This window comes from Cytobacillus pseudoceanisediminis (genome assembly GCF_023516215.1).
GTDB classification, from domain to species: domain Bacteria; phylum Bacillota; class Bacilli; order Bacillales; family Cytobacillaceae; genus Cytobacillus; species Cytobacillus pseudoceanisediminis.
In genome coordinates this window covers 120,873-145,635 of the sequence record NZ_CP097349.1, presented here as the reverse complement: position 1 = coordinate 145,635, position 24,763 = coordinate 120,873, and the positions used below count along the sequence as shown (strand labels likewise).

The window sequence follows — 24,763 nt, the reverse complement described above, 5'->3', positions numbered from 1 at the left end:
GGTAATTCGATTTGAAGGGAATTTTTTTATGATTAGACTAATTGCTTTATTAATTTTACTCCTGCCAGGCATATTGGCTGTCTATGGGATAAAATTAATGAGAGATATGGTCTTTGGCATCCTGCAAAGCCCATTTCCATATTTATGGCTTCAATTTGTTTCAGGTTTCCTTTTCTTAATCATAGGTCTTGGCTTTATCGCAGGATTTATTCTTTATCGCGATCGAAAGAGAAACAAAGTTCAGGAACGATTTAAAACCAAATAAGTTAGTGGGGGGATAAAAAGTGAAGCCGCTGCAGTTATCACCGGAAACAGCATTAAAGCTTGCTGAAAAACTAAATCTTCCTCTTGAGCAAATCATGCACATGCCTCAGCACATTTTGATTCAAAAGATGATGGAGCTTGAGAATGAAGAAAAGAAATAAATTAATAAGTTCAGTTTGAAAAATTTCAAACTGAACTTTTTTGTTTCCGCTGAATTTTGAGGACAATAAAAAAACGCCCCATAAGGAGCGCAGCATAAAAAATAAATGATTTTGTTATAAGTCCTTACCCTTTCAAGAAGCTTTGTGCTCCAGACGCAGCTTATCTGCAACCATTGCAATGAATTCCGAGTTGGTTGGCTTTGCTTTTGTCATGCTGACTGTATACCCAAAAAGAGAGGAAATGGAATCAATATTACCGCGGCTCCACGCAACTTCAATCGCATGGCGGATTGCACGCTCCACACGGCTTGCAGTAGTATTAAACTTCTTAGCAATATCAGGGTACAGCACTTTTGTAATGGAACCGAGAAGTTCTATATCGTTGTATACCATTGAAATGGCTTCACGGAGATATAAGTATCCTTTAATATGGGCAGGAACGCCAATTTCATGGATGATGCTGGTGATGCTGGCATCCAGGTTCTTAGGCTTTGCTTCTCCCTGAGGACGGTAAGATTGAGCGGGTTTGCGGAGAAATGAATTCGATTTTCCGCTGACTTGGCGTATATGACTTGCCAAATTGTCCATGTCAAATGGTTTAAGGATAAAGTATGAGGCTCCCAAATCCACTGCCTTCTTGGTAACATCCTCCTGTCCGAATGCAGTGAGCATGATTACATTAGGGAGTGTTTTCAAATTTAAATCTCTCATTTTTTCGAGTACAGCAAGTCCATCCAAGTGAGGCATGATGATATCCAATACAAGAACGTCGGGCTGTGTATGCTCTAATATTTCGAGGCAATCCTGTCCATTATGTGCCACACCGGCAACTTCCATGTCTTCCTGAGAAGATATATATTCCTCTAAAAGCCCGACCAGTTCCCTATTATCATCCACAACACAAACTTTTATTTTCTTCACTTACTTTCCTCCTCGGTCCAATTATGGTCTCTTTAATAAATGTTCATTTTCGAACATGCTCTTTTTGATATCTATTTTCTATTCTAAATGAGAAATTCGACAATGCAACAAAAATTCCTCTACTTTTTTGAAATTTTCTTAAAAAACCAACTAAACCTCATTTATTCTTTTGTTTTCTTCTGTTTTCGACCGATTTCGTCATACTCTTTACAATCCGTGTTTCTTTGTCGAAAATTCTTTATTTTCATTTTAACATAACTATTTTACTCATAGTTTTTGTTTAGCCTATAATGCGGCCTGTTTTTTCACTGCAAGAGCAGTAAAAAAAAGACGGGTTTAACCCGCCTTTTTTAAGATCCATTCAGTATTAGGATGCTTTTTCTTCAGCTTTTTCATATATATCAATACCTGCTTCATTTAACATCCATTCAATATGAACACCATATCCTGAAGTAGGGTCGTTTACAAATACATGGGTCACTGCTCCAATAATCCTGCCATCCTGGATAATCGGGCTTCCGCTCATCCCCTGGACTATGCCGCCTGTTTTATCAAGCAGCTTCTGATCCGTCACTTTTATGACCATTCCTTTTGTTGCCGGAAACTTCTGCGGAATCGTACTGACAATTTCAATATCGAACAATTGTACTTCGTCATTGTCGACCACAGTTAAAATTTGGGCAGCGCCCTCTTTGACTTGATGAGATAAGGCTATAGGCATCGGTTTGTCAAAAATTCCGTTCTTCATATCCCGGTTTAATTCCCCAAATATTCCGAATGGACTATTTCTGACAATATTCCCGATTATTTCTTTATCTGAAGAAAATCGTGCAAGTTTTTCACCAGGATTGCCATTGCTTCCTTTTTCAATTGAAGTAACAGTTGATCGGACAATTTGCCCGTCTTCAACCACAATTGGCTTCTTTGTATCCATATCGGAAATAACATGGCCGAGTGCTCCATATTTTTTCGATTCCGGGTGATAGAAGGTCATCGTCCCAATACCTGCTGCAGAGTCACGTATATATAATCCAAGCTTATAGGTTTCTTCCCCGTTTTCTTTCAAGGGTGTCAGCTCTGTTTTCACCTTTCCGCTTTCACGGCTTACGATAATTTGGAGCGGATTGCCGCTTTTGCCAGCTTCTTGAACAAAGGGAGCAACATCTGACATTTTTTCTATTTTCGTTCCATTGATTTCTGTAATGATATCTCCAATTTTTATGCCGGCCGTTTCGCCAGGCGAAGCTTTTCCTTCAGCCGTATTAACCTGATGGTGTCCAACTACTAACACGCCTACTGTATTCAGTTTAACCCCAATCGATTGGCCTCCTGGAATAACTTTAAAATCTTTTAAGATGTTAACATCAACTTTCTTTATCGGAAAACCTGCCAGTTCGAGAAGCATTTCATTTTTTCCATTTTCTTTTGCATGAAGCGAAATCGAATGGTTATCTTCTTTAAGTGAAACACTTGTATTATCTATGGACAGTCCGGCCGACACTGCTTCTGCCTTTGCAATGTCCAGCTGCTGCCCTTCAAAAGAGTAATATTTGCAGGTACTTGCAAATATTCCTGAACAGGCTTGGAAAAACCTAAAGCAATTAATGAAACAAGGAGAATTCCACCAATTATTTTGCGTAAAACATCATATGTCAAATTTTTCACTCTCCTCGCTTCTAGTCCATCCACGTCAAATGGCTACATCTTTAATTTTGCCTGCATTGAGGGCATTTATAACAGCCATTCACATAAAAAAAGCTATCCTGCTTTGGATAGCTTTTCAAGGTATTAGATCTGATAGCGCCGCTGGCGGGAACAGACCTTATAATGGATCAAAATTACTTTAGCTGATTAGCCAGGTGCAGCAGCTCTTTCGCATGCTCTTTTGTTAAATCAGTAATTTCCACCCCGGAAATCATACGGCCGATTTCTTTGATTTTCTCATCTTCAGTGAGCGGTTTTACTGTTGTTTTTGTCCGCCCATCCTTTGTGTTTTTAGCAATAAATAAATGAGTATCTGCCATGGCCGCAACCTGAGGAAGATGAGAGATGCACAGAACCTGTGAATCCACGGAAACGTGATGAATCTTTTCCGCGATGGCTTGTGCAACCCTGCCGCTCACGCCTGTATCCACCTCATCGAAAATAATACTTGTGACACCCTGATGCTTTGAAAATATGCTCTTTAAAGCAAGCATGATTCGGGACAATTCACCGCCTGATGCAATTTTAGACAGCGGCTTAAGCGGTTCTCCCGGATTGGTGGAAATGTAGAACTCAGCCCTGTCAATTCCGTTTTTCAGGAAGACTTCGGAATCAGAAAAGAATCTGACCTCAAAGACTGTCTTTTCCATATATAATTCCTTAAGCTCTTTGTGAATTAACTTGGTAAGTTTAAGGGCAGATTTTCTGCGCAGCTTGCTCAATTCTTCTCCTTCAACCAGAAGGTCTTTTTCAGGGCAGCAACTTCCTTTTGCAGCTTATCAATATGGGTTTCTTTATTTAGCAGGGTTTCAATTTCTTCTTCTATCTGTGCAGCGTATTCCAGCACTTCTTCAACCGTTTTTCCATATTTTCTTTTCAACCCATTAATTTCATTCAATCTGCTTTCTATCTCATTAAGTCTTTGGGGATCATATTCCATAAAGTCCATTTCATTGCGGAGTGATCTCGCTGCATCTTCAAGCAAATAAAAACTGTTTGCCACATTTTCCGCTATTTCTTTATAGGCGGGGTCCAGTTCCGCGGCATCATTCATATAGCCCATAACCATTCCGATCCAATCAAGCCCTTTTTGTTCTCCTTGAAGGGCATTATAGCCTGACTGAAGAGAATCAAAAATACGTTCAAAATTGGAAAGCTTTCTTTTTCTTCAATCAAATCTTCATCTTCGTTCAATTTAAGCTGAGCAGATTGAATTTCATCCAGCTGAAATTGAATTAAATCAAGCCGGTGCGCCATTTGCTGTTCATTCTCACTTAAATTTTTAAGCTTTTTCAGTGTGTTTTCATATAACCTGTAGATATCCTGGTATTCAGTTAAAGCAGCGGATAATTTGGATCCCCCAAACTGATCGAGGAGAGGAAGATGAAAGGTTTCATCCATTAATTCCTGATGTTCGTGCTGGCCATGTATATCAATAAGGGAACTTCCGATTTCTCTCAATACAGATATAGTGACAAGTTTTCCGTTCACTCTGCAGACGCTTTTCCCTGTCTTTGATATATCCCTGCGGAGAACAATCATTCCATCTTCAATCTCTATCCCAAATTCAGCAGACCGTTTATAGCAAGGATGTTTAAGATCATCCAGGATAAAAAGCCCCTCAATTTCAGCCTTATCCTCACCATGGCGGACAAATTCTGCAGATCCCCTGCCTCCAGCCAGCAAGTGAATGGCATCGATAATGATGGACTTTCCCGCCCCTGTTTCACCAGTTAAAACAGTTAAGCCCTTTTCAAATGAGACAGAAAGGGCTTCGATTATGGCAAAATTTCGTATGGATAATTCGTTTAACAATCATATCACCTCTTAAGAAAAGCGCAAGCGCCTTGCCCAACCCCGACAAGCACATGACGTGCCTCCCGGAAAGGCGTTATTTGCCTTTTTGGGGGCTTGCTTGAAATGTGAAGGCGACTGCCCTTTCAAGGAATGCAGACTAAAAGCGCCACGTCCTATGGCAACGTCTGCATGACCCGTACACTTCCAAAAGCTTCCGCTTTCGGTCGTGCGATGTTTATGCTGACGAAGCTTTCCTTGTCCTGCGGGCCTCAGGCATAAGACGGTTCTTGTAAGAAGGCGTTTCTTCTGTAAGGAAACGGCTTAGATCTGAGAGTCTCTAGGAGCCGCAACTAGACAAGCTTGTGACCTCGATGGGGCAGTCTCTGGAGCTAGGCAGTTATCTAACTTCAGTATTCATACATTCTTATCTTTTAAGAAACACGATGAACACCAGCCTATCGGCATAAGCGACGGCGCTCGGAGCTTGAAATATCTACAGCATTTCAAGAAAACGGTTTGAAATTGCTTCTGTATCTTCTGGGGTTTTGCATATGATCAGGCATGTGTCGTCCCCGCAGATTGTCCCCAGAATCTCTTCCCAGTCAAGGTTATCAATAAGTGCGCCAATAGCCATGGCATTGCCCGGGAGAGTCTTCATTACAAGGAGATGTCCTGCAGTATCCACTCTGACAAAGGCATCCATTAAATTTCGTTTAAGCTTTTGCAGCGGATTGAAGCGCTGGTCCGCTGGAAGACTGTATTTATATCTTCCGTCCATCAAAGGAACTTTTACCAGATGAAGCTCTTTAATATCTCTTGAGACAGTCGCCTGAGTTACATTAAACCCGGCGTTTTTCAATTCATCCACCAGGTCATCCTGTGTTTCAATATCGTTATTTGTAATAATCTCCCGGATTTTAATATGTCTTTGCCCTTTATTCATTTTTTCACCTCTATAATCAGCCGCTTAACAGCGGGCAGAAAAAAATTAATTTAAAGTATTTTGTACTCTAATGTTAGCTGATTTTCTCAATAAAGTACAATTTTCCCGTATATTATTTATTATTATTCGTTCAAACTCGACAAATTCCTTTAAGAAAAGCGCAAGGGCCATTCCCACCCGAAACCTTCGAAGGGCAGGCTGCTTGCGCTGGATAGTTCTCGAAGCAGACATTATATATCCTTTTTAAAAAGAGGAACAGGCATCAGCCTATTCCTCTTCTCTAACCTTCGTTTTCAGTTCGGCGTGGGCTTCTTTAACAACTTCATCTGTCTGGGCTTTAAGAAGGTTTTCTCCTTCCTCTCTGCTGCCTGACCAATACAGATGGAGGAGAAATTCTATGTTGCCGTCTCCGCCTGTAATGGGTGAATAGGAAACGTCCTTGACATCATAACCGAGGCTCAGTGCAAATCCGATAATTTTATCAAGCACTGCTTCATGTACTTTAGGATCTCTGACAATCCCCTTTTTCCCAACCTGTTCCCGTCCAGCTTCAAACTGGGGTTTCACTAGGGCAACTGTGTCACTGCCCGGAACAAGCAGCGTTTTTAATACAGGCAATATAAGCTTTAGAGAAATGAACGAAACATCAATGGAAGCAAAATCAGGCATACCGGCTGAAAGATCGGCAGGGGTTACATACCGGAAATTGGTCCTTTCCATTACAACTACTCGTTCATCCTGCCTTAATTTCCAGGCAAGCTGATTATATCCGACATCTAATGCATATGACAATTTGGCGCCATTCTGCAGGGCACAATCTGTGAAGCCCCCGGTTGAGGACCCAATGTCAAGGAGGATCTTGCCTTCGATTTCTAAATTAAAAACTTTTAGAGCTTTCTCAAGCTTCAAGCCTCCCCGGCTGACATAAGGCATGACCTTCCCCTTTAAAGTAAGCGGAATGTCCGCACTAACCTTCTCGCCCGGCTTATCCATCCTGCTTTCATTGCTGAACACCAGGCCGGCCATAACGGCTCTTTTCGCTTTTTCTCTTGTCTCAGCAAGACCTCTTTCAACTAATAAAACGTCTAATCGTTCTTTCTTTGTTTTCATTTTTTAAGCCCTTTTTTGTTTTTTTCTTGCCAGTTTTCCCATTCTCTCAACAACATCTTCTGAAGTCATGCCGATTTCTTCTAATAGTTCATTTACACTGCCATGCTCAATAAATTTATCAGGTATCCCCATACGGTCGATTTCCGCATGATGGAAGCCATGTTCGTGAGCATATTCAAGAATTGCACTGCCAAAGCCACCCTGCAGCACAGCTTCTTCTATAGTGAGAATTGGCATATTGGCTGTGAACAATTCATGCAGCATCTTTTCATCAAGCGGCTTAATAAACCTTGCATTAATGACTTTAATGGAGTGTCCCTGTTTCTCCAGGATTTGTGCTGCCTTCAAAGCCATTGGAATGGTTGTCCCAAAGGTTAAAATCGCTCCATCATTGCCATCGAGCAGAACTTCCCATGTTCCAATTGGAATTGGCTTAAGTTCTGTGTCCATAGGTACTCCTATGCCATTTCCGCGCGGGAAACGCATTGCGATAGGGCCATCATTATATTCTATAGCTGTTTTTACCATATGCTGGCCTTCATTTTCATCTTTTGGCATCATCAATACCATATTCGGCAAATGCCTTAAAAACGCAATATCGAATACACCCTGATGGGTTTCACCATCTGCACCCACAAGTCCTGCCCGGTCTATTCCGATAAATACATTCAAGTTCTGGCGAGCAATATCGTGTACCACCTGGTCATAAGCACGCTGCAGGAAAGTAGAATAAATTGCAAGAAACGGCTTCATGTTTTGGGTTGCCAGCCCGGCAGCTACCGTTGCTGCGTGCTGTTCAGCAATACCAACATCGTACATCCGATCCGGAAATTCACTTGCAAAGCCTTCAAGCTTCGAGCCAACAGGCATTGCAGGAGTAATTGCAACGATTCTTTCATCTTCTCTCGCAAGCTTCCTGACGGTTTCCGAGACAAGCTTGCTCCATGCTGGCGGTGTACTTGCAGGTTTCAAAAAGTCGCCTGTTTCCATTTTATAAGGTCCCGTACCATGCCATGTGCCAACCCGGTCGCTTTCTGCAGGGTGATAGCCTTTTCCTTTTTTCGTTATAACATGGAGGAGCACTGGGCCTTCTGTTTTCTTAGCATAAGCAAGGTTCTCGAATAAGGCTTCATAGTTATGCCCATCGACAGGTCCCAAATAGGTAAAACCTAATTCTTCGAAGAACATGCCTGACACAAACAGATACTTTAGGCTATCTTTCAGTCTTTCAGCAGTTGAGGCCAACTTTCCGCCGACTGCCGGAACCTTTTTTAATAAATATTCAAGTTCATCTTTCACCCAATTATACTTGCCTGCAGTCCTTAACCTTCCAAGTACATTGTGAAGAGCACCAACATTAGGTGCAATTGACATTTCATTATCATTTAATATGACAATCATGTCCTTTTTTTCATGACCGATATGGTTTAAGGCTTCTAAAGCCATTCCGCCTGTTAATGCACCGTCCCCAATTACTGGAATGACATAATTGTTCTCTTTTTCAAGTCTCTGGCAATAGCCACTCCCATTGCTGCAGATAAAGAAGTGGAGCTGTGCCCCGTTTCCCATACATCATGCTCGCTTTCAATCATTTTCGGAAAACCGCAAAGACCTTTATATTGTCTTAAAGTATCGAATTGACACGCACGGCCCGTAAGAATTTTATGGACGTAAGACTGATGTCCGACATCCCAAATAATTTTATCCTTCGGACTGTCAAAACATTTATGCAATGCGACAGTCAGCTCAACAACTCCAAGATTAGGCCCAATATGCCCCCCGGTGCCTGAAAGCTTTTCTATTAGAAAAGTGCGGATATCCTGACTCAAACTTTCCAATTCTTTATTCGAGAGCCCTTTTAAAAAGGAAGGGTCTTTAATTGATAACAGATCCATACTGCGGACCACTCACTTTCGTTTCTTATTCATCCGTTTTCTTTTTACGTAATGTTAGGCAGTGTTTGTATAAGCCTAAACAAAACAAGCCTATTTATTACAGCGTCTAGCCTGTCTAAAAGATAGTATCTTAAGATTACCTTATTACAGGAGATTTTCCAAATGCTTTTCATATTAAACAGCTTTAGTCTTGATGGTGTCTCTTCCGCTGGCCAATGCATCCACAGGAAAAAAGTGCAAGCTTCTCCAGCAGCAATTCCTATGATACCAAAATATACACATTGAAGACCATCATTTTATTAAACAGCAAATGCCGCTGATACAAAAGTACAGCGGCAAGACCATCGTTTTTCTAATTCATTTTTGGCACCCTGACTTCCGATTTAGTGATCCCTGTTTGCAATTAGATCTGTTATTTCTTCGAGCAGCTCTGTTTGAAGGCCTGTTTCCCTCAGCTTTTCTTTTGCAGATCTGATATGTTCTTCAAGCGCCTCTTTCGCCCCGCTCATTGAAAGAAGAGATGGATAAGTACTTTTATCTTTTGATTCATCACTGCCTACAGGCTTCCCGATTATCTCCTCTGTCCCTTCAAGGTCGAGGATATCATCCCTGATTTGAAAAGCCAGTCCCAGGTGATAGGCAAATTTAGATAGAGCCTGAATTGTTTCCTGACTGGCATTTGCCAAAATTGCTCCTGATACAACACTGCATTCCAGCAGTTTGCCCGTTTTGTGCACGTGGATGTACTCAAGATCCTCTAAGCCCAGCTGCTTGCCTTCCCCTTTAATGTCTGCTGCCTGGCCGCCTACCATCCCCTCAGCACCGGAAGCTTTCGACAGCTCTTTAATTAAAGAAAGCTTTGTTTCAGCAGAAGCAAATTCGTCAGGCGTTTCCGCAATTGTTTGGAAGCTGTATGTAAGCAAGGCATCGCCTGCCAGGATGGCGAATGCTTCTCCAAATACTTTATGGTTCGTCGGTTTGCCTCTTCTTAAGTCATCATTATCCATGCTTGGCAAGTCATCGTGAATGAGCGAATAAGTATGGACCATTTCAATCGCCGCCGCAGTCCACAGCCCTTTCGACGTATCCTCGCCAAAAGCAGCCAATGAAGCAAATAACAGCATTGGCCTTATCCGCTTTCCTCCGGCTTCAAGTGAATACAGCATTGATTCCTTGACCTCAGGAGGAGCATTTAATTTATGTACGTAATCCTTTAAATGAATTTCCAGTTTCTCTTTATGCAGTTCAGAGAAAGAACTTAAGGATTGATGCAAAATTATTCCTCCTCCGGAATGGCAAAGTTCGATTTACGGCCATCCTCCGCCAGTATTTCCGTAAGCTGTGATTCTACATTTTTAAGCTTATCATGGCATAATTTTGAAAGCTCCATGCCTTTTTTATAAATATTAATAGCCTCTTCAAGGGGAACATCTCCCTCTTCAAGCTTTTCCACAATAACTTCAAGTTCTTCCATTGCTTGTTCAAATGAAAGTTGTTTTTCATCCGCCATGCCATTCACTCCTCAATATCCGTTACCTTGCATTCAATGCTTCCATCAGACACCTTCAATTTTATCATATCATCCGCTTTAACTTGGGACACGGTCTTTATCAGGGTTTCATTTTCTGTATAAGCAAGGCTATAGCCCCTATCCATAATTTTTAGCGGACTGAGCGCCTCGAGGGTTGAAATAACTCTCGCAAAGTCCTTTTCTTTTGCAGCCAGGATGTTTGTCATTGTTCTGTTTAAAAGTTTATGAAGCCGATCATTGTTTTCTTTCGCCTGATTCTTCAGCTGCCCTGGATGACTCCGAACCAGCCTTTTTTGCAGGGTTTCTGCCTGCTCAAGCTTTAAATCGTGCAGCCTTCTTGAACCTCTCATTAGCTGTTCGGTCACTTTATCCAGCTGTTCCATTTTTTGCTCATACAATTTTTGCGGGTACCGGAAAGCGTATGATTTCTGCACCCTTAGAAGCCTTTCATTTTGCAGTGCAACTTGTTCTTTCATCGCTCTTATCAGCCGTGATTGCCTGTTGAAAAGTCTTTCCGTCAAGTCATCGATATGCGGAACAGCCAATTCTGCAGCTCCCGTTGGGGTTGGGGCCCTTAAATCTGCAACAAAATCTGCTATTGTAAAATCCGTTTCATGGCCTACAGCTGAAATTATAGGTATTTCAGACTTAAATATTGCCCTTGCTACGGCTTCTTCATTAAAGGCCCAAAGCTCTTCAATGGAGCCTCCGCCCCGTCCGATGATTAAGACATCTGCATCCCTGGAGGTATTAGCTTCCGTTATCGCTTTCACAATTGAGGGAGCTGCCTGGTTCCCCTGAACAAGCGCAGGGTATATAAGTATGTTCGCAATTGGATAGCGCCTTTTGAGCGTTGTCAAAATATCTCTGATTGCAGCTCCAGTAGGGGATGTGATTATCGCAACTGTTTTTGGATAACGCGGTATATCTTTTTTATGCGCAGGTGAAAAGAATCCTTCTTTCTCAAGTTTTTCTTTAAGCTGTTCATAAGCCAGATAAAGTTCTCCTATCCCGTCGGGCTGCATTTCCTGTACGTATATTTGATATTGCCCGCTGGATTCATAAACGGATATGGCTCCGCGAACTAAGACTTTCATGCCATTTTCCGGCCTGAATTTCATTGTCCTCGCATTTCCTGCAAACATTACGGCTAAAATTCGGGCTTTCTCATCCTTTAAAGTGAAGTACATATGACCGCTTGAATGCTGTTTAAAGTTTGAGATTTCCCCCTTAACCAAAATATTTTGCAGATGAGGGTCGGCATCAAATTTTCGTTTTATGTATTTGGTCAGTGCGTTTACTGTCAGATACTGCTGTTCCTTCATAACAATCTCCTTTATGCTGAAGCTGCATTGCATCTCCTGCAGAGCAATAACGCAAGAAAAGCACAAGCGCCTTGCCCACCACTGATAAGCACAAGACGCGACTCATAGAAAGGCGTTCTTTGCCTTTTTGTGAGGCACGGCTTATGATCTCGAGGGGTAGGCGCTCCTTCTAAAAGCTAGCGCTTTTATTCGTGCGATGATAAAGCTGTCGAAGCTTTCCTTGCGAAGCTGGACAGTTATCAAAGTTCAAGGTTATACTTTCCTATCTATCAAAAAAACTGTCCTTCCATTCTGCCTGCATGCTTTTTCCTGCATGACAGGTTTCCTAAATACAGGATAATGGAAATGGACAGATTTTGCATCAATGGCGGCCATTACTTTTAACTTTGCTTATGGAAAGCTTTGCTGCTTTTAGCGTATTATGCATTAACATGGTAATTGTCATCGGCCCCACTCCGCCTGGAACAGGAGTAATAAATCCTGCTTTGTGCTTCACTGCCTCGAAATCAACATCGCCGCAAAGCTTTCCTCCCTCATTTCGATTCATGCCGACATCTATCACGATTGCACCATTTTTAACGTGGTCTTTCGTGATTAATTTCGCTTTGCCTGCTGCTGCCACCAGTATATCCGCCCGCTTTGTATATTCCTTCAAATCAGCCGTTTTCGAATGGCAGTATGTGACAGTAGCGTCTTCATTGAGGAACAGCTGCCCGGCGGGCTTTCCTACAATGTTGCTTCTCCCAATAACCACTACATGCTTTCCGGAAATGTCTGTACCAATGCTATCCAGCATTTCAATTATCCCTGCGGGAGTACAGGGGATAAATGCATCCTGAGCTGTCATCATCCTGCCAATATTTATGGGATGAAACCCATCTACATCTTTGTCAGGAGATATGGCCTCGATGATGGCTTTTTCATTAATATGGCTTGGGAGCGGAAGCTGGACAAGGATTCCATGGATATCTTCACTTTCGTTTAACTCAGTGATTTTTCTGATAAGCTCTTGCTCACTGACGCTTTCGGGAAGTTCAATAAGCATAGAATTCATTCCCAGCTTATCGCATGTTTTCTGCTTGTTTTTCACATATGTCCTGGATGCCTGATTATTCCCTGCTAAAATAACGGCCAGGCCTGGCGTGATCCCTTCCGCCTTCAGCTTTTGAACTTCTGAACCGATATGATCCTGTTTCTTTCTTGCAATTTCTTTTCCATCTATTAATTCTGCAGCCATTTTCATCCCCCTATCAGGAACTCGGAAGCGCCTATGATAAGGACTGCCGGCTCGCTTGCATCTAAAAAGTGCCAGCACATCCAGTATGAGTCAGAACTCTATTATTTTTAAAGCTTTTCTTTTACCTTTGATAAAACACCATTAATAAACTTGCTTGATTGATCATCACCGTAAAGTTTGGCGATTTCAATAGCTTCATCGAGCACCACATTGGCCGGGACTTCCTCCGCTAAATACAGCAGCTCGTAAACGGATAAGCGCAGAAGATTGCGGTCTACAGTAGCAAGCCTCTCCAGTGTCCATTTTTCAAGAAATCCTTTGATTTTGCCATCAATTGTTTCTTTATGCTGCAGGACACCCGATACTAGTTTGTTTAGGTACTCATCGCTTTTTTCACCCTCTAAAACATGTTCGATGGCGGTCTCCGGTTCTGCCTGGCTTACATCAATTTGAAATAAAGCCTGCAATGCTTTTTCTCTGGCTGTTCTTCTCTTCATCTTTATAAAACCCCTTTATGGCTTAACATAGTAATTTTTCATTTTTGAGCATTTGCACGTCCAAAAATTGCATAAGAAGATAATAGCATAAGTAAGGAATCTTCGCACTACAACAAGAGCATTATGTTTGGACAGAAACATGATTTCAGGCTGGAAACTTATAAATTTAATTTTCCCTTTAAAAACTCCTTTATTACGTCTTAAGGAGTGAATGATGAAGGAGACTGAACCATGAGAAAAGCCAAAGACGAATTCTATGTCTTTGGCTTGATGGTGGGTTACATTTCCTGTTCGTATTCAACCTCATGCTTTTGGTTTTCAAACATGATTCCTACTACGTGGATGTTTACTTCCTGGGCGTCAAGGGCTGTCATATTCAGGAGGGCCTGACGGATGTTATCCTGAATTTTTTGGGCAACGCTTGGAATGGAGACGCCGAATTTCATCAGACAATATACATCAACTTTGATGCCTTCTTCTGTTAATTCGACTTTTACGCCTTTGCCATGGTTCTTCTTACCGAGCCTTTCAACCACTCCTGTAGCAAAGTTTCCGCGCATTTGCGCTACGCCTTCTACTTCCGAAGCAGCAATGCCGGCAATAACCTCAATAACTTCCGGTGCAATTTCCACCTTGCCAAGGCCAGAATTTTCAGGGCTCATTTCGAGAATATTATTTTCGCTCATTTTAGCACCTCCACAAGTCTTTAAGAATTCATTACATCATGCAATTCAAGAAATTTCGTATTAAACTGCCCTTCCACAAAGTTTTCGTGGCTTAGGAGCTTGAGGTGGAATGGGATTGTTGTATGTACCCCTTCCACTACAAATTCACTTAATGCCCGTTTCATTCGGGAAATGGCTTCTTCTCTAGTATTGCCGTAAGTGATCACTTTTGCAATCATTGAATCGTAATATGGAGGAATCATATAGCCAGGGTAGGCAGCAGAGTCCACTCTGACACCCAGCCCGCCAGGAGGCAGGTACATATTGATCTTTCCTGCTGATGGCATAAAGTTCTTCTCAGGGTTTTCCGCATTAATTCTGCATTCGATCGACCAGCCGCTAAAAGTAACATCACTCTGTGTGAAATTAAGCTTTTCACCTGAAGCAACCTTAATTTGCTCCTTGATTAAATCGACCCCTGTAACCATTTCTGTAACTGGATGCTCCACTTGAATACGCGTGTTCATTTCCATGAAATAGAATTTGCGATTTTGATAATCGTATATAAATTCTATCGTGCCAGCGCCTGTATAATCAACCGCTTTTGCTGCTTTAACAGCTGCATTTCCCATTTCTTCGCGTGTTTCCCCGTCAAGGGCAGGTGAAGGCGTTTCCTCCAGCAGCTTTTGCAGACGCCTTTGAATGGAGCAATCCCTTTCTCCCAGATGAACGGTGTTCCCGTAATTATCTGCAAGAACCTGGATCTCCACATGGCGGAAGTCCTCAATATATTTTTCAATATAAACGCCAGGATTTCCGAAAGCCGTTAGTGCTTCCTGCTGAGTGATCGTAATTCCTTTAATAAGCTCTTGCTCAGTACGGGCTACACGGATTCCTTTCCCGCCTCCGCCGGCAGTCGCTTTAATAATTACCGGATATTCAATCTTTTCAGCAAGCTGAATAGCATCTTCTGTATCCTTTATGATTCCGTTGGAGCCAGGAACAATCGGTACTCCTGCTTCCTTCATGGTTTCCCTTGCAATATCCTTTGTGCCCATTTTGCTGATGGCTTCTGGAGTCGGGCCGACAAAGATAATATTGCATTCTCTGCACAGTTCAGCAAAGTCCGCATTTTCAGCAAGGAATCCATAACCTGGATGGATCGCGTCACAGCCTGTAAGCTTAGCGACACTAATTATATTGGTGAAATTCAAATAGCTGTCCTTTGACGCTGTTGGGCCAATGCAGTAAGCCTCATCGGCCAGCTGAACATGGAGTGCTTCCCTGTCAGCTTCTGAAAATACAGCTACAGATTCTATCCCCATCTCGCGGGCTGCCCTAATGATGCGCACCGCTATTTCTCCTCTGTTGGCAATCAAGAGTTTTTTGATCATCTGTAACCGCTCCTTATTCAGGCTTTACTAAAAATAGTGGCTGGCCATATTCTACTAACTGGCCATCCTTTACAAGCACTTCTACAATTTCGCCATTAACTTCTGCTTCAATTTCATTAAATAACTTCATTGCTTCTACAATGCAGACAATGGAATCTTTTGTAACCTTGGAGCCGGCTTTTACATAAGCATCGGCATCAGGTGAAGATGATTGATAAAAGGTCCCTACCATTGGTGAAACAATCTTATGTAAATCTTCCGCGGCATCAGCCTGTGGTGCCGGCACTTGCGCTGGCGCTTCTGCTTTTGGCTCTTCCACTTTTACAGCAGCTGGCTGGACTGGCTGCGGAGCAGGAGCTATCGCTTGAACAGCTGCCGGCTGAACTTGCTGAACAACGGCTGCTTCATTGCCCTTTTTCTTCATCTTAATTTTTGAACCTTCATGCTCATATACAAATTCATCAATATTTGACTGATCAACTAATTTAATCAGTTCACGGATTTCTTGTACTTTTAACATTTTGGCACCCCTTGTTTTCTCACTGCATGACAATCCCTTTAATCCGTATTTATCCTTTTGATGCAAAGAATTAGAACATACGGCAGGAATGTTCTGCATGATTTAATTATGACTAGATACTAATATCATACGATAAGACCTTATAAAACTTCAACATCCTATTATGTACTGGATAATAATTTCTCTATCCATCCTGTGTTCCATTTTAATATTTTTCTAATTTTTTGTGAAATATTTAAGGATTTTACATGAAATTCAGCCAGATTTCTATAGTAAACAGGACTTTTATATTATGCACTTATATGAAAAAGTTACCAAACATAAAATAAAATTATAAAAGGGAGCCCGCAGGAATTATGCAGGCTCCCTCTATATTATTTACTTTTCAACCTGGAACTCAACGGCGACTGCCTCAAGCTGTCCAATTTCGTTCCTTACTTCCTGAATGATATTGTTTGCAGCAGAAGCTGAATGATCTTTTGCTTTAACCGTAATTTGAACCTTCTTGCCGTCAGCACGGACAAGTACATCTTCATAATCCATCGCTCTGATTAATGTTTCAAGCATCGCTTCTTTTTGGGCGATTTCATTTAATTCATCAATTTGATCTTTTGCCTTCATTCTTTCTTCAGCCGGAAGATCTGTTTGCCCAAGAACTGACGTAAGGTCTTCCTTCATGCGGCTGCGCTCATCGTCAAGCTGAAGGCGCAAAGTTTCAAACATTTCATCACTGGCAGTGTTTGTAATAATCGCCTTGCCATCTTCACTTTCAACTGATTCCATTTCACCCTTTGCCTTCTCTTCCATAGCAGCCAGGTCACTGCCTTTTTGCTCCGGAGATGTTACATAATATACGGATAATACAACCACCAAACTTAGCATTGTTAAAAGCCAGACTGTTTGTTTCTTTAAAAGCATCTATTATTCCCCCTTTGTTTTTTAGGCATTACGGATACTCTATGACTTGGGACATCGAGTGCCCTTGTTACTGCCTCAATAATCCATTTTTTCACTTGTATATTTTCTGCCCCTTTTGCCACGACCAGCACTCCCCTTATTTCAGGTTTCTTGGTTTCTATGACAATCGGAACCTCTTTTTCTCCATTTCGGACGATCACAAGCTGTTCTTCCTGTGACTGATCCTCAACCTTCCTTTTGCCGCCTTCCCGATCAGTTTCATCGGTTTTCTGTGTTTGGGTCGTTTTATTTTTTTCAAGGACTTTCTTCTCTGTGGCATCCACATTTACCACAACTGTTGCATCTTCAACCCCTACGATTGCATCAAGGGCCTCTTTTATTTGAGCTTCGTATGCCTTTTCATAATTGGAGATTGTATCATTTCCTCCGGATTTCTGCTGGCCGAATACCGGCACCTCTTCTTTCTGCTTCGCTTCTTCCCCATTTTTAAAAACGGACAAATCCTCGGTGGAGCTGTCTTCTTGAAACAGTGTATTGCTGATCAGCATGATCGCTGCTCCAAAAAGGAGAACTAGAAGCAAATAATGGAATTTCCCAGGCTTCTTGTCAGACTGCCCGTCTTTGGAAATTATCTTTTTTATCCACGTGAAAGGTCCTTTTTCATTATCCATCCTTATCCATATTCCCCCTTCTGCCAGAACTTCGATTGAGTTTGCGTCTACATTCCACTTTTGTGCGAGAAAAGAAGCGATTCCTTTTGTGTCTTCATGATCGGGTCCGCTGGATGGAAGAGGTTCCCCGGTATTGATATCCACTGTTTTAACCACTTCTACAGCTTCTGCTTCTGCATCTTCTGCTTTAAGTTGGATCATGACCTTTTGCAGGTTATCCGGGAAGGCTTGATCACTGCTTTCATCTACTAAAATATCAATGTTGGCAATTTCCAGACCGTACTGTTCCATCAACTCCTCTTCTGCGTCCTTTTCCATTTGGACAGCCATTTGTTCTAAAATATATGCATCACTTGAGGCTTGTATTTCTTTTTTCTTCATTTCTATTAAATTTTCCATGTTTTTTTCACCAGATGCCTCAAAAACTGGCACTGAAACAAGAGCCTCTTCAAAATCACTTGATATAATTCTTAAAATCGGTGTAAGAATAATCGCAATCAGCAGCAGCCCTGTCACCATTTTTGTGTATTTCTGAAGCTTTGAATTGGGGAGGAGCATATCTATGACAGTGGCAAGCAGAACAAATAATATGATGTTCGTTACCCATTCTTTTATGAAATCCACTTCATTCCCTCCCTACCTGACCATCATGGTCAAATTACCGGCTGCTATAATAACCGTAATACTAAGGAAAAACATCAGGGAGACGATGGCCAGAGCGGCAAAAACATAGATGATGCTTTTGCTGATTATATCCAGGCAGGATATGATCGGCCCTCCCCCAGCGGCTGTAAAATGGCAGCCGCGAATTTATATATAAACGCAATCATTAAAATCTTGATTGCAGGAAAAGCTGCGATAATAAGGAGAATGGCGACTCCTGCTATCCCAACAGTATTTTTCAATAGCACCGAAGCGCTAATGACTGTATCGGTCGCATCTGTAAACATCCTCCCAATGACTGGAATGAAATTTCCAGTAATAAATTTCGCTGTACGTATGGTAATTCCATCGGTAACCGCCGCTGAGGCTCCCTGAACTGAAATGACTCCTAAAAAGACTGTCAGGAACATGCCGAGAAGTCCTATGCTCCAATTCCGCAGCAGATTGGCAAGCTGGGTTACCTTGTAATGCTCTGACAATGTACTGACGATGCTTAACAGAGCGGATAAGAATAAGAGTGGAAGGATGATATACTGGATAAATAGTCCGCTGACATTCATCAGAAATAAAATCACCGGGTGGAAAAAAGCAGCGGATACCACACCTCCCGAAGAAGCAATCAGTGCAAGCAGCAGCGGTATTAGAGCCATTATGAATGACACCATGGTTGAAATGGTTTCCTGTGTATAAGTGATCGCAACATGAAAGCTATTCAGTGCAATAATTATTAAAACCATGAAAACGATTGAATAGGCCGCTTTACTGACAGTGCTTTTTTCAAATGAATTCTGCAGGGACTGGAGGAACATGCTAAATACCGTCAGCAATATTAAGGTTCCAAGCAGTTTTCCATTTACAATAAACTCATGGAACACAAACTTCATTGCGCCGGCAGCCCACTCTTTTAGTGAGAATTCTTTTTCTCCCTTTATAAATTCATAAAGGCTCCCCTTTTGGCTTTCAGGCAAAAAGCCTCCATACTCTGTTGTGATTTCTTCCCAAAACCCTTTCAATTCATTAAGATCTAACTTCTCCACCTGTGATTCCACTAAATCCTGGGGGATATCGTTTCCTCTGCTTCGCCGGTCTTAGGTGAGGCTTGTACAATTGGTGCCAGGAAAAAGAATAGAATTAAGCTTAACCATAACGTTTTCTGCATCCTTTGCTTCATTTTTTTCACCTCTTTTAAAAGACCCTGTCTAATGCCCGCAATATGTGCTTGTCCATTCCGGCGCCCAGCCTATTCAGCAGGCCGGCATAAGCTAGCTCGGAATCATGCGAATGATGGTTTCGATTAATACAGTAAGGATCGGGATAGCCATGGCGAGGATAAGTATTTTCCCGCCCATTTCAATTTTTGCTGCAATGGCCCCCTGACCTGCATCTTTCGTGATCTGGGCTGCAAATTCAGCAATATAGGCTATTCCGATTATCTTTAAAATGGTTTCAACATATACGATATTCACCTTTGCATTGACGGCAATCTTTTCAATCATATGGATAATGGCATAAATTTGGTCTACCAGAAAAAGAAAGATGGCACAGCCGACAAAAACAATCAGCAAAAAAGCAAAATTGGGTTTTTGCTCCTTAACAATCAGCGCCAGGAAAGTGGCTACAAGCGAAAATCCGACTATCTGCAGAATTTCAATGGCTGAGCCCCCTTTTAACCCTGAAACAAAAAAACAGATTTTATTTTTTGGAATAGGTTATCTACAATGGAAGCAACCATGAACAAGATATATATAAATCCGAACAGCGTCACCCATTGTGCGTATTCCTTTTTGCCCACCTGATCAAGAATAGTATGCAAAAAGGCTACAACAATTCCGACACCTGCAATCTTAAATATGATATCTACCTCTAGGCCCATCTTTTCTCCCCCTAAGCTCTGATCAGCGTCCGGCATTCAGGCTGCCGGCGTTTCCTACATTAGTAAAATGATTAAGAGCAATCCGGATAAAAAACCCAGACTTTTGACCATTCTCTCGTATTTCACTTGTCTGTCATGTGCATCTGCTTCTTCACGTTCCAGGTGGGAAAGGGTCAGCATAATCTGCTTTTGCTGGGAAAGACGGTCATGTCTTCCAAGTGTTTCGCCAAATTGCTTCATAATCTCGAATTCCCCTTGTTTAAAAGCCGTCATTTTCCATATTTCCTTCAAACTTTCTTCCCAGGCGTCCTTAACGGTCGTCTCGGAATCAGTCAATTTCTTTGCAAAGGATTCAAAGAACCAGGATAATGGCTTGGAAAGCTGGGCAGAAAGTCTTCTGGCTGCTTCATGAAGTGGCGTATGTCCATACATAATTTCAGCCTCCAGGGACTGCAGTGCCGATTTAAGCTGGCGAAGCTGGCGCGGCCGTTCGGTCAGATGCCTCGAAGCTTCAAATCCTGCCCACGTTGTAGCAACGATGATCAAAACAGCTCCAATAACCTTCATCATTTACATCACGCCCGCTTTATGAGGATATCCCGCACTGTCTGAGTTTCTAATGCACACAATGCTGCCTGGCCCTTCTTTCCTGCCCAGTTCAATAAATCGCTGAAAAATGCCCATTTCCAATATGGCTTTTAAAGTGGGGCGCTTCTTAATTTCTTCCAGTGAATTCCCATGTGTAGTCATTATCAGCTTTATTCCGGCATTTACAGCCTCCATTATGGCCTCTGCATCTTCATGCCTGCCAATTTCATCAACAACCAGAACCTCGGGGCTCATGGAACGAATCATCATCATCATGCCTTCAGCTTTTGGACAGGCATCAAGGACATCAATTCTATTCCCAAATGTCATTTGCGGAATCCCGTTCACACATCCTGCTATTTCGGAGCGTTCATCCACAATCCCAACCTTGCTGGCAGGAAAGTCATTATTTGGATCACCAGATGAAATGATTCTTGCAATGTCGCGCAGTAAGGTGGTTTTACCAGTCTGCGGCGGACCAATAATCATGGTATGCAGCCACCCATCCCTGTAAATTCTGGGAATCAGATTCTGGGCAATGCCAATTTTCTCCCTGGCAATTCTTATGTTAAAAGAGGAAATATCCCTGATTGCCTTAACCTTCCCTTGTTCAAGAATGACCTTCCCTGCTAGTCCTACCCTATGGCCGCCTTCAATCGTGATATAACCTCTCTTCAGTTCTTCCTCCAGTGTGTAAATGGAAAAATGGCTTATTTTATTCAGCAAATGCACAGCATCCTCTGACTCAACTATATATGGGAGATAATGCGGCATCCCCCTTGCTGTCAGCTCAATGGGTCTGGAAATACGGACCCTGATTTCCTCCAGATCCTCTAAGATTTGCGGAGGGATTCTCTGTATTTGTTCGGCAATTTTTTTCGGCAAAAAGGCTATAATCGTTTCCATGTCTGCTCCTCCATTCATCATCTGATTTCGGACTAGCTTCTCATTATTTAAAATGTATGCCTGAGGCAAAACAATATGACTTAGATTTGCAAGCTTCATAATTATTTAGGACAAGCTTTTTGCTGAGTAAAAAAATCTTTTTTTCAAAAAATAATCCAATAAGAACATTGAAAAAGGCTGGTGTCAATTTATGAAAGCTAAATGCACTTACATTCTGGTTATTTTTCTTCTTTTAGTCCTTGGCATCTTCCCTTCAGAAGGAATGGCTCTTCAGGGAAATACAAAAGGACCGCAAAATGTCATTCTTATGATTGGAGATGGAATGGGAATAGGCCAGATTGAGATTGCAAGAAAACTGGAATATGGAAAGGATGGGCGGCTGTTCCTGGAATCTCTCCCCCACACGGCATTGGTGCATACCGAATCTGCCAATAATTTCGTTACAGACTCAGCTGCCGGTGGTACTGCACTTGCAATTGGAAAAAAGACGAATAATGAAATGATTGGAGTTACTCCTGATGGCAAGGAAATAGACAGCATTCTGGATTTATTCAAGAAAAACGGAAAGAAGGCGGGGGTTATCTCTACCAATACAATTACAGATGCAACACCTGCCGCCTTTACAGCAAGTGTTTCAAACAGATGGTCCGGACAGGAGGAAATTGCACGCCAGCAGCTGAATAATGAGGTCGATGTGTTAATGGGAGGCGGGAGAGCCTATTTCGGCCCGGATAAGCAAAATGGGAAGGATTTAATTAACGAGGCCAGGCTGAAAGGGTATGACTATGCAGCCAATCGGGAGGAAATGCAGAATGCCAAAGGGGGAAAGCTTCTCGGATTGTTCAATAATGGATATATGAACTTTAAACTGGACCGTCCTCTAAAAAACAGCAAAGAACCAAGCTTAAAAGAGATGACTGAAAAAGCGATCAGTGTACTTTCAAAAGGAAAACAGGGATTTTTTCTTATGGCAGAAGGCGCAAGGATTGACCATGCTTCTCACGCAGGCGATATTACAAGCATCTGGAAAGAAACCATTGAATTTGATGAAGCTGTAAAATATGCAGTTGAATGGGCAAAAAAGGACAAAGAAACACTGGTATTGGTTGCCGCTGATCATGAAACAATGGGGATATCAGCATCAGAACCGCTGGATATACAGCAGTTAAAAGAAATCAAGGCGACGCCGCAGTATATGGTCAGCCAATTTGCAAAAGGTGAAAACAGAGGTACTTACCGGTCAGAAAGCGTGAAGGATGTTTTAAAAAAGTATGCAAATATTGATTTAACCGAGCAGGAAATTAAAGCATTTAATGGCAAGCTGATGACCACAGACAGCCAAGTTTATCCTCAATATATAGCAGCATGGGAAATAGGAAGCCTGATTGCAGAAAAGTATCATGGGGGCATTTTAACAAATAAAGTAAGATCTCTCAGCTCAACCGGAGGACATACAGGCAATATGATCCCTTTATTTGCTTATGGCAATGGAAGCGAAACTTTTACAGGAGTGATGGAGAATACAGATATCCCAAAGAGAATTGCGGAGCTGATGAATTACAGCTGGGATTAATTATGTAGCATTTTCTCTCTTTCCCCGGCGTAATTCTAGAATGATACCTCAATGAAAGCGGGGAATGAAATTCATGTATTATTATCAGCCCTTTGTCCGCAATTCTGTACAAACAGGTAGCCATTCCAGATCAAACAGAAATATTTTAAGGGTTTCAGGTGAGGGAAAGCTAGCTGTACAGCCTGACCAGGCTAACATAAAACTGGGAGTTTTAACAGAAGACAAGGAGCTTCTGAAGGCACAGGAACAGAATGCAGATGCCATTTCAAGTGTCAAAAAGGCTCTTAATGCTATTGGAATAACAGATCAGCAGATTAAAACGTCCGATTTCACCATTTTTCCGCAATACGATTTTGTGGATGGCAAGCAAATTTTCCGCGGATACAGGGTCGAGCATATACTAGGCATTACTGTCGATGAGATAGAAAATACGGGACTCGTTGTGGATACAGCAGTGAATAATGGTGCAAACACTATCAGAGGAATTCATTTTGAAGCTGAAAACCAGTCTGAATTGTACCGGCAGGCATTAAGTCTGGCCGTTATGGATGCTTACAAAAAGGCAGAAACAATTGCCTCTGCACTAAGAGTACAATTAATCAGCACCCCGCTATCCGTTGCGGAAGGAACTTTAGGCATGGAGCAGCCTATTTCGTTTCAATCCTCCACTTTTGTGAAAAGTGCCGTCAGTACACCTATCCAGCCGGGAACCATAGACATAGAAAGCCAAATCACAGCAGAGTTCACATATTATAGTTAAAAGATCTTCGTCTTATAATCTTGAGGATAAAGCTAATACTAATAATGTCTCACTTAGTAACTTCCCAGAGAAATGAGGTTTAAGGATGAATGAGAACTTAGGTGAATTTTTAAAATACCAGAAAAAAGGCGACAGGGCTTATCTTGGCGGAACACGCGATAACAGAAATGCTCCTGCATCTGACCCTGATTATAATAATCGCAATGATACTGACATATCCCCTGGAGCTGAAGGCAGGAAATATAAAGGATAAAAAAATCCCGAGAAATCGGGATTTTTTTCAAATTATGCACGAGACACGTAGGAACCATCAGTTGTATTGATGATCAGCTTATCCCCTTCATTGACAAAGAAAGGAACTTGTACAGTCAGGCCTGTTTCAAGTGTAGCAGGTTTCGTTCCGCCGGAAGCAGTATCCCCTTTAATGCCTGGTTCTGTTTCAGTCACTGTAAGTTCAACAGAGTTAGGAAGCTCGATTCCAAGAGACTCTCCCTGGTAAAGCATAATAGCAACTTCCATGTTTTCTTTTAGAAACTTTAATTCGTACTCAATTGCAGATGCAGGCAGCTCGATTTGCTCATAAGACTCATTGTCCATGAAAACATGCTGATCTCCATTTGCATAAAGGTATTGCATTTTGCGGTTATCAATTTGTGCCTTCCCTACTTTTTCACCTGCGCGGAAGGTTTTTTCCTGAATGGCACCTGTACGGAGGTTGCGCAATTTGGAACGTACAAATGCCGCTCCTTTTCCAGGTTTAACGTGCTGGAAATCCATTACACGCCAAATGCCGTTATCAACTTCAATCGTCAATCCCGTACGAAAATCGTTTACAGAAATCATGAGT

Annotated in this window: 25 protein-coding genes and 4 pseudogenes; 6 read left to right on the top strand and 23 right to left on the bottom strand. The window is 42.0% G+C overall.

Annotated features, from left to right (window positions below):
• Positions 1 to 28: 28 nt before the first annotated feature.
• Positions 29 to 265, top strand: a complete 237-nt coding sequence (locus tag M5V91_RS00825) for a DUF2627 domain-containing protein (RefSeq protein ID WP_019380202.1) — start codon at positions 29 to 31, stop codon at positions 263 to 265.
• 19 nt (positions 266 to 284) lie between these two features.
• A complete protein-coding gene (locus M5V91_RS00820; RefSeq protein ID WP_009332885.1) occupies positions 285 to 425 on the top strand; it encodes a YycC family protein in 141 nt (46 codons plus the stop codon).
• Positions 426 to 557: 132 nt separating this feature from the next.
• Here M5V91_RS00820 and spo0A read toward each other — a convergent pair whose 3' ends face one another.
• Both spo0A and spoIVB read right to left on the bottom strand, forming a co-directional pair.
• Positions 558 to 1,346, bottom strand: coding sequence for a sporulation transcription factor Spo0A (gene spo0A, locus M5V91_RS00815; RefSeq protein ID WP_019380201.1), 789 nt, complete (start codon positions 1,344 to 1,346; stop codon positions 558 to 560).
• Positions 1,347 to 1,713: 367 nt separating this feature from the next.
• Positions 1,714 to 2,829 (bottom strand): SpoIVB peptidase, encoded by a 1,116-nt coding sequence (gene spoIVB / locus M5V91_RS00810; protein ID WP_439649971.1) that lies wholly within the window; start codon positions 2,827 to 2,829, stop codon positions 1,714 to 1,716.
• A gap of 67 nt (positions 2,830 to 2,896) precedes the next feature.
• Between spoIVB and M5V91_RS00805 the strand changes: the two genes are divergently transcribed.
• Positions 2,897 to 3,193: a hypothetical protein gene (locus M5V91_RS00805; protein WP_284522322.1), complete on the top strand. Its 297-nt coding sequence runs from the start codon at positions 2,897 to 2,899 to the stop codon at positions 3,191 to 3,193.
• On the opposite strand, the pseudogene recN reads toward M5V91_RS00805, so the two are convergent.
• The 20 genes and pseudogenes from recN to spoIIIAA form a co-directional block, all read right to left on the bottom strand.
• Positions 3,185 to 4,865 (bottom strand): annotated as a pseudogene (recN, locus tag M5V91_RS00800) (DNA repair protein RecN). The gene M5V91_RS00805 and the pseudogene recN overlap by 9 nt on opposite strands.
• 475 nt (positions 4,866 to 5,340) lie before the next feature.
• Positions 5,341 to 5,790, bottom strand: coding sequence for a transcriptional regulator AhrC/ArgR (gene ahrC, locus M5V91_RS00795; protein ID WP_009332889.1), 450 nt, complete (start codon positions 5,788 to 5,790; stop codon positions 5,341 to 5,343).
• 267 nt (positions 5,791 to 6,057) lie between these two features.
• Positions 6,058 to 6,900: a TlyA family RNA methyltransferase gene (locus tag M5V91_RS00790; protein ID WP_251175084.1), complete on the bottom strand. Its 843-nt coding sequence runs from the start codon at positions 6,898 to 6,900 to the stop codon at positions 6,058 to 6,060.
• A gap of 3 nt (positions 6,901 to 6,903) precedes the next feature.
• Positions 6,904 to 8,729: pseudogene (dxs, locus tag M5V91_RS00785) on the bottom strand (1-deoxy-D-xylulose-5-phosphate synthase).
• 449 nt (positions 8,730 to 9,178) lie between these two features.
• Entirely contained in the window at positions 9,179 to 10,069 is an 891-nt protein-coding gene (locus M5V91_RS00780) for a polyprenyl synthetase family protein (RefSeq protein WP_009332892.1), read from the bottom strand.
• A 2-nt stretch (positions 10,070 to 10,071) separates the two neighbouring features.
• Entirely contained in the window at positions 10,072 to 10,305 is a 234-nt protein-coding gene (xseB, locus tag M5V91_RS00775; RefSeq protein WP_009332893.1) for an exodeoxyribonuclease VII small subunit, read from the bottom strand.
• A gap of 5 nt (positions 10,306 to 10,310) precedes the next feature.
• Positions 10,311 to 11,651 (bottom strand): exodeoxyribonuclease VII large subunit, encoded by a 1,341-nt coding sequence (gene xseA, locus M5V91_RS00770; protein ID WP_019380193.1) that lies wholly within the window; start codon positions 11,649 to 11,651, stop codon positions 10,311 to 10,313.
• A 361-nt stretch (positions 11,652 to 12,012) separates the two neighbouring features.
• Complete coding sequence (gene folD, locus M5V91_RS00765; protein ID WP_009332895.1) at positions 12,013 to 12,888, bottom strand: bifunctional methylenetetrahydrofolate dehydrogenase/methenyltetrahydrofolate cyclohydrolase FolD; 876 nt, start codon at positions 12,886 to 12,888, stop codon at positions 12,013 to 12,015.
• Between the two features lie 107 nt (positions 12,889 to 12,995).
• Positions 12,996 to 13,385, bottom strand: a complete 390-nt coding sequence (gene nusB, locus M5V91_RS00760) for a transcription antitermination factor NusB (protein WP_019380192.1) — start codon at positions 13,383 to 13,385, stop codon at positions 12,996 to 12,998.
• A gap of 278 nt (positions 13,386 to 13,663) precedes the next feature.
• Positions 13,664 to 14,071 carry an Asp23/Gls24 family envelope stress response protein gene (locus M5V91_RS00755; protein ID WP_009332897.1) on the bottom strand — a complete coding sequence of 136 codons (408 nt, stop codon included), beginning with the start codon at positions 14,069 to 14,071 and terminating at the stop codon, positions 13,664 to 13,666.
• Between the two features lie 20 nt (positions 14,072 to 14,091).
• On the bottom strand, positions 14,092 to 15,444 hold the full coding sequence (gene accC, locus M5V91_RS00750) for an acetyl-CoA carboxylase biotin carboxylase subunit (RefSeq protein WP_009332898.1): 1,353 nt from the start codon (positions 15,442 to 15,444) through the stop codon (positions 14,092 to 14,094).
• Between the two features lie 13 nt (positions 15,445 to 15,457).
• Complete coding sequence (gene accB / locus M5V91_RS00745; protein ID WP_019380191.1) at positions 15,458 to 15,964, bottom strand: acetyl-CoA carboxylase biotin carboxyl carrier protein; 507 nt, start codon at positions 15,962 to 15,964, stop codon at positions 15,458 to 15,460.
• A 378-nt stretch (positions 15,965 to 16,342) separates the two neighbouring features.
• A complete protein-coding gene (locus M5V91_RS00740; RefSeq protein WP_009332900.1) occupies positions 16,343 to 16,882 on the bottom strand; it encodes a SpoIIIAH-like family protein in 540 nt (179 codons plus the stop codon).
• Positions 16,873 to 17,553, bottom strand: a complete 681-nt coding sequence (gene spoIIIAG / locus M5V91_RS00735) for a stage III sporulation protein AG (protein WP_284522234.1) — start codon at positions 17,551 to 17,553, stop codon at positions 16,873 to 16,875. The genes M5V91_RS00740 and spoIIIAG overlap by 10 nt, the downstream gene beginning before the upstream one ends.
• Before the next feature lie 87 nt (positions 17,554 to 17,640).
• Positions 17,641 to 18,111, bottom strand: a pseudogene (spoIIIAF, locus tag M5V91_RS00730) (stage III sporulation protein AF); the annotation flags it as partial.
• 78 nt (positions 18,112 to 18,189) lie between these two features.
• Positions 18,190 to 19,387 (bottom strand): annotated as a pseudogene (spoIIIAE, locus tag M5V91_RS00725) (stage III sporulation protein AE).
• Positions 19,388 to 19,478: 91 nt separating this feature from the next.
• Positions 19,479 to 19,868 carry a stage III sporulation protein AD gene (gene spoIIIAD / locus M5V91_RS00720; protein WP_172581968.1) on the bottom strand — a complete coding sequence of 130 codons (390 nt, stop codon included), beginning with the start codon at positions 19,866 to 19,868 and terminating at the stop codon, positions 19,479 to 19,481.
• A gap of 14 nt (positions 19,869 to 19,882) precedes the next feature.
• The gene (gene spoIIIAC, locus M5V91_RS00715) at positions 19,883 to 20,089 is read right to left on the bottom strand and encodes a stage III sporulation protein AC (RefSeq protein WP_009332905.1); all 207 of its coding nucleotides are present in this window, start codon (positions 20,087 to 20,089) and stop codon (positions 19,883 to 19,885) included.
• Between the two features lie 54 nt (positions 20,090 to 20,143).
• Positions 20,144 to 20,659, bottom strand: coding sequence for a stage III sporulation protein SpoIIIAB (gene spoIIIAB, locus M5V91_RS00710; protein WP_009332906.1), 516 nt, complete (start codon positions 20,657 to 20,659; stop codon positions 20,144 to 20,146).
• A complete protein-coding gene (spoIIIAA, locus tag M5V91_RS00705) occupies positions 20,660 to 21,583 on the bottom strand; it encodes a stage III sporulation protein AA (RefSeq protein WP_019380189.1) in 924 nt (307 codons plus the stop codon).
• A 190-nt stretch (positions 21,584 to 21,773) separates the two neighbouring features.
• Here spoIIIAA and M5V91_RS00700 point away from each other — a divergent pair, with 190 nt between their 5' ends.
• The 3 genes from M5V91_RS00700 (at position 21,774) to M5V91_RS00690 (ending at position 24,169) form a co-directional block, all read left to right on the top strand.
• Entirely contained in the window at positions 21,774 to 23,156 is a 1,383-nt protein-coding gene (locus tag M5V91_RS00700; RefSeq protein WP_251175083.1) for an alkaline phosphatase, read from the top strand.
• Between the two features lie 73 nt (positions 23,157 to 23,229).
• Positions 23,230 to 23,916 carry an SIMPL domain-containing protein gene (locus tag M5V91_RS00695; RefSeq protein ID WP_019380187.1) on the top strand — a complete coding sequence of 229 codons (687 nt, stop codon included), beginning with the start codon at positions 23,230 to 23,232 and terminating at the stop codon, positions 23,914 to 23,916.
• Positions 23,917 to 24,001: 85 nt separating this feature from the next.
• Positions 24,002 to 24,169: a hypothetical protein gene (locus tag M5V91_RS00690; RefSeq protein WP_009332910.1), complete on the top strand. Its 168-nt coding sequence runs from the start codon at positions 24,002 to 24,004 to the stop codon at positions 24,167 to 24,169.
• A gap of 32 nt (positions 24,170 to 24,201) precedes the next feature.
• Here M5V91_RS00690 and efp read toward each other — a convergent pair whose 3' ends face one another.
• A complete protein-coding gene (efp, locus tag M5V91_RS00685; protein WP_009332911.1) occupies positions 24,202 to 24,759 on the bottom strand; it encodes an elongation factor P in 558 nt (185 codons plus the stop codon).
• Positions 24,760 to 24,763 lie beyond the last annotated feature (4 nt).

What these genes read in the sequence shown, in the direction of transcription:
- M5V91_RS00825 (WP_019380202.1), top strand. Translation starts at nt 29, where the DNA reads ATGATTAGACTAATTGCTTTATTAATTTTACTCCTGCCAGGCATATTG.
- ahrC (WP_009332889.1), bottom strand. Translation starts at nt 5,790, where the DNA reads ATGAATAAAGGGCAAAGACATATTAAAATCCGGGAGATTATTACAAAT.
- M5V91_RS00790 (WP_251175084.1), bottom strand. Translation starts at nt 6,900, where the DNA reads ATGAAAACAAAGAAAGAACGATTAGACGTTTTATTAGTTGAAAGAGGT.
- xseB (WP_009332893.1), bottom strand. Translation starts at nt 10,305, where the DNA reads ATGGCGGATGAAAAACAACTTTCATTTGAACAAGCAATGGAAGAACTT.
- xseA (WP_019380193.1), bottom strand. Translation starts at nt 11,651, where the DNA reads ATGAAGGAACAGCAGTATCTGACAGTAAACGCACTGACCAAATACATA.
- folD (WP_009332895.1), bottom strand. Translation starts at nt 12,888, where the DNA reads ATGGCTGCAGAATTAATAGATGGAAAAGAAATTGCAAGAAAGAAACAG.
- nusB (WP_019380192.1), bottom strand. Translation starts at nt 13,385, where the DNA reads ATGAAGAGAAGAACAGCCAGAGAAAAAGCATTGCAGGCTTTATTTCAA.
- M5V91_RS00755 (WP_009332897.1), bottom strand. Translation starts at nt 14,071, where the DNA reads ATGAGCGAAAATAATATTCTCGAAATGAGCCCTGAAAATTCTGGCCTT.
- accC (WP_009332898.1), bottom strand. Translation starts at nt 15,444, where the DNA reads ATGATCAAAAAACTCTTGATTGCCAACAGAGGAGAAATAGCGGTGCGC.
- accB (WP_019380191.1), bottom strand. Translation starts at nt 15,964, where the DNA reads ATGTTAAAAGTACAAGAAATCCGTGAACTGATTAAATTAGTTGATCAG.
- M5V91_RS00740 (WP_009332900.1), bottom strand. Translation starts at nt 16,882, where the DNA reads ATGCTTTTAAAGAAACAAACAGTCTGGCTTTTAACAATGCTAAGTTTG.
- spoIIIAG (WP_284522234.1), bottom strand. Translation starts at nt 17,553, where the DNA reads ATGGATAATGAAAAAGGACCTTTCACGTGGATAAAAAAGATAATTTCC.
- spoIIIAC (WP_009332905.1), bottom strand. Translation starts at nt 20,089, where the DNA reads ATGGGCCTAGAGGTAGATATCATATTTAAGATTGCAGGTGTCGGAATT.
- spoIIIAB (WP_009332906.1), bottom strand. Translation starts at nt 20,659, where the DNA reads ATGATGAAGGTTATTGGAGCTGTTTTGATCATCGTTGCTACAACGTGG.
- spoIIIAA (WP_019380189.1), bottom strand. Translation starts at nt 21,583, where the DNA reads ATGGAAACGATTATAGCCTTTTTGCCGAAAAAAATTGCCGAACAAATA.
- M5V91_RS00700 (WP_251175083.1), top strand. Translation starts at nt 21,774, where the DNA reads ATGAAAGCTAAATGCACTTACATTCTGGTTATTTTTCTTCTTTTAGTC.
- M5V91_RS00695 (WP_019380187.1), top strand. Translation starts at nt 23,230, where the DNA reads ATGTATTATTATCAGCCCTTTGTCCGCAATTCTGTACAAACAGGTAGC.
- M5V91_RS00690 (WP_009332910.1), top strand. Translation starts at nt 24,002, where the DNA reads ATGAATGAGAACTTAGGTGAATTTTTAAAATACCAGAAAAAAGGCGAC.
- efp (WP_009332911.1), bottom strand. Translation starts at nt 24,759, where the DNA reads ATGATTTCTGTAAACGATTTTCGTACGGGATTGACGATTGAAGTTGAT.